Source organism: Nodosilinea sp. LEGE 07298 (assembly GCF_015207265.1).
GTDB lineage: Bacteria > Cyanobacteriota > Cyanobacteriia > Phormidesmidales > Phormidesmidaceae > Nodosilinea.
The window spans coordinates 1-2,018 of record NZ_JADEXE010000541.1 but is presented as its reverse complement, the minus strand read 5'-3'; the positions used below and the strand labels follow the sequence as shown (position 1 = coordinate 2,018).

The following is a 2,018-nucleotide window of genomic DNA, read 5'->3' as shown; positions in this document are numbered from 1 at the left end:
GGGTTTCCCCGTGGGCGGGGTGAGTCATTGGGCTACTCCGCAGCAGTGAGTTGGCGGGCTACGATATGTACCTCCTGGCTAAAAGCGTGATCGGGGTGGTGCAGCCAGAAAATGCCGCCGCTAGCCAGCTGTAGCATTTCGTCATTTTCATAAAATAGCCCGCCGACGGGCACCCCATACTGAGTCTGCACCTTATCGATTAGGGTTTCGCGGGGGTAAATGTCGGGGGCTTTGTTGACCAGCAGGGTAATGTCGGGCACATCGAGCTTTTGAGCGACTTCTAGGGTGACGGCGGTGCCCAAAAAGTCTTGGCGATCGGGCCGCAGGATAATCACCATGCGATCGGAAATCGCGATCGAAAGTAGGGTTTCCTCGTTTAGGCCGGGGTGAGTATCAATAAATAGGTAGTCGAGGTTGAGCTGATTGATCAGGTCGTGAAAGCCATCGTTGAGAAGCCCCACGTCGTAGCCTTCCCGCAAAATTTTGGCGATTTCACCAGCCTTGAGGCTAGAAGGCACCAGATACACCCTGCCGCTAATATCGGCGGGAGATCCACTAGCGGTAACCACATGGGCAGTAACATCGTAGGCGGCATCTTTAGCGCTACATTTATCCCACAGGTAGTCATTAAGAGAGTGGGTAAAGTCTTCTTCATCGAGCCCAAATAGCACGTGAATACCGGGGGATTGAATGTCGGTATCCACAATGGCAACTCGCTTACCCTGGCTGGCCACGGCCGTAGCAATATTGGCCGTTAAATTCGATTTGCCGGTGCCACCGCGAAAGGAGTGAATCGAAATAACCTGCGTCATGGGACTTTCGCCTCTGCCAAATAAACAATGGAGTTCTACGTCAGCTTGCCCACATTGGAAACGATAGAACCGAGTTTAGTATGGGAACAATAGCCGCGAAACTAACGCGCGCGCACAGAATTTACCCATGGAAAAACTCACCTACGCCCCAGGCGATGTGATCTATCGGGAAGGGGATGAAAGTCAGCAGGTTTTTTTAGTTAAATCGGGTCGCATTGATCTGGTAGACACCTATCCAGAAACTGGTCAGGTAGTGGCAAAAACCTTGGGGCCAGGGCGAGTTTTTGGCGAAGTAGAACTAATCGATCGCCGTCCTCGGTCTTCGACGGCTCAGGCTAAGGAGGAAGCCAAAGTTGTAGTTTTCTCCCACGATGAAATTATGGATATGTTGTTTGAGAATCCTGAGAAGAGCTTGATTTTGGCTCGTGATGTGTTTGACCGACTGCGACAGCTCTATAGCGCTGACAGCATAGATGGTGAACTGACCAAGCTGCGCGAAGAGATGCATGAAACTATCAAGTCAGCGGTGATAAGTCACGAGTCTCGGGTGGTTAAAAGCCATAACGGTATGGCCGCGATCGCGATTCCAGTTGTGATTTTGACTGCAATTGTAATTGGCATGCAAGTGTATCTGCACTAGCATTATCTATAAACAATTAATTTGATTAATTCCTATACAAAGGGCTGCAAAATAATTTGATTTTGCAGCCCTTTGATTATTTCAGGCTAGCCATGGCAACCAGATGGTTAGTCCAGTATTATGATGGCTTCTAATATTTCCAAGCCAGATAGATGACGGAGGCAAAGGCGATTAACGTGGCTATGCCAATATAGACCATCTTAAACTCATGGCCTTCAATGGCATGCTCTAACTCTTCATTAAGATCTTGGCGAAATTGTTTGAGTTTATCGCCAGCCTGAGGATCATTAAGCGGTTGATAGGCGCGTTTTACCATTGTCGTTGCTCTCAGATATGCCCAATTAGCGTACCCGTAAATTTTTAGAAATCACTGCATTTGGCCTGGTAGCCATTACTTTCTTAAGGGAATCTTAGGGACAACTTTTACTTTAAGACTGGCCAGTCTGTTCATGGCCCTACCTGGATTCGGGAAGCATGACCCTTAAAACCATTGCCGCCAAGACCAACACCTATAGTTTGGCCGCTGCCGCCCTGCTGCTGATGGCTGGCGGATGGGGAGTCTATGC

General features: G+C 49.0%; 3 protein-coding genes. 1 reads left to right on the top strand and 2 read right to left on the bottom strand.

What is annotated here, in order from left to right; all coding sequences use genetic code 11:
• Positions 1-32: 32 nt before the first annotated feature.
• Positions 33-812, bottom strand: coding sequence for a MinD/ParA family protein (locus tag IQ273_RS32830; RefSeq protein WP_194027259.1), 780 nt, complete (start codon positions 810-812; stop codon positions 33-35).
• A gap of 127 nt (positions 813-939) precedes the next feature.
• Between IQ273_RS32830 and IQ273_RS32825 the strand changes: the two genes are divergently transcribed.
• On the top strand, positions 940-1,452 hold the full coding sequence (locus IQ273_RS32825) for a cyclic nucleotide-binding domain-containing protein (protein ID WP_194027258.1): 513 nt from the start codon (positions 940-942) through the stop codon (positions 1,450-1,452).
• A 130-nt stretch (positions 1,453-1,582) separates the two neighbouring features.
• On the opposite strand, the gene IQ273_RS32820 is transcribed toward IQ273_RS32825, so the two are convergent.
• Positions 1,583-1,768, bottom strand: a complete 186-nt coding sequence (locus IQ273_RS32820; protein WP_106872213.1) for a hypothetical protein — start codon at positions 1,766-1,768, stop codon at positions 1,583-1,585.
• Positions 1,769-2,018: the final 250 nt, after the last annotated feature.

Bases quoted from the DNA above. Each gene is read 5' to 3' on its own strand.
- IQ273_RS32830 (WP_194027259.1), bottom strand. From the start codon at position 812: ATGACGCAGGTTATTTCGATTCACTCCTTTCGCGGTGGCACCGGCAAA.
- IQ273_RS32825 (WP_194027258.1), top strand. From the start codon at position 940: ATGGAAAAACTCACCTACGCCCCAGGCGATGTGATCTATCGGGAAGGG.
- IQ273_RS32820 (WP_106872213.1), bottom strand. From the start codon at position 1,768: ATGGTAAAACGCGCCTATCAACCGCTTAATGATCCTCAGGCTGGCGAT.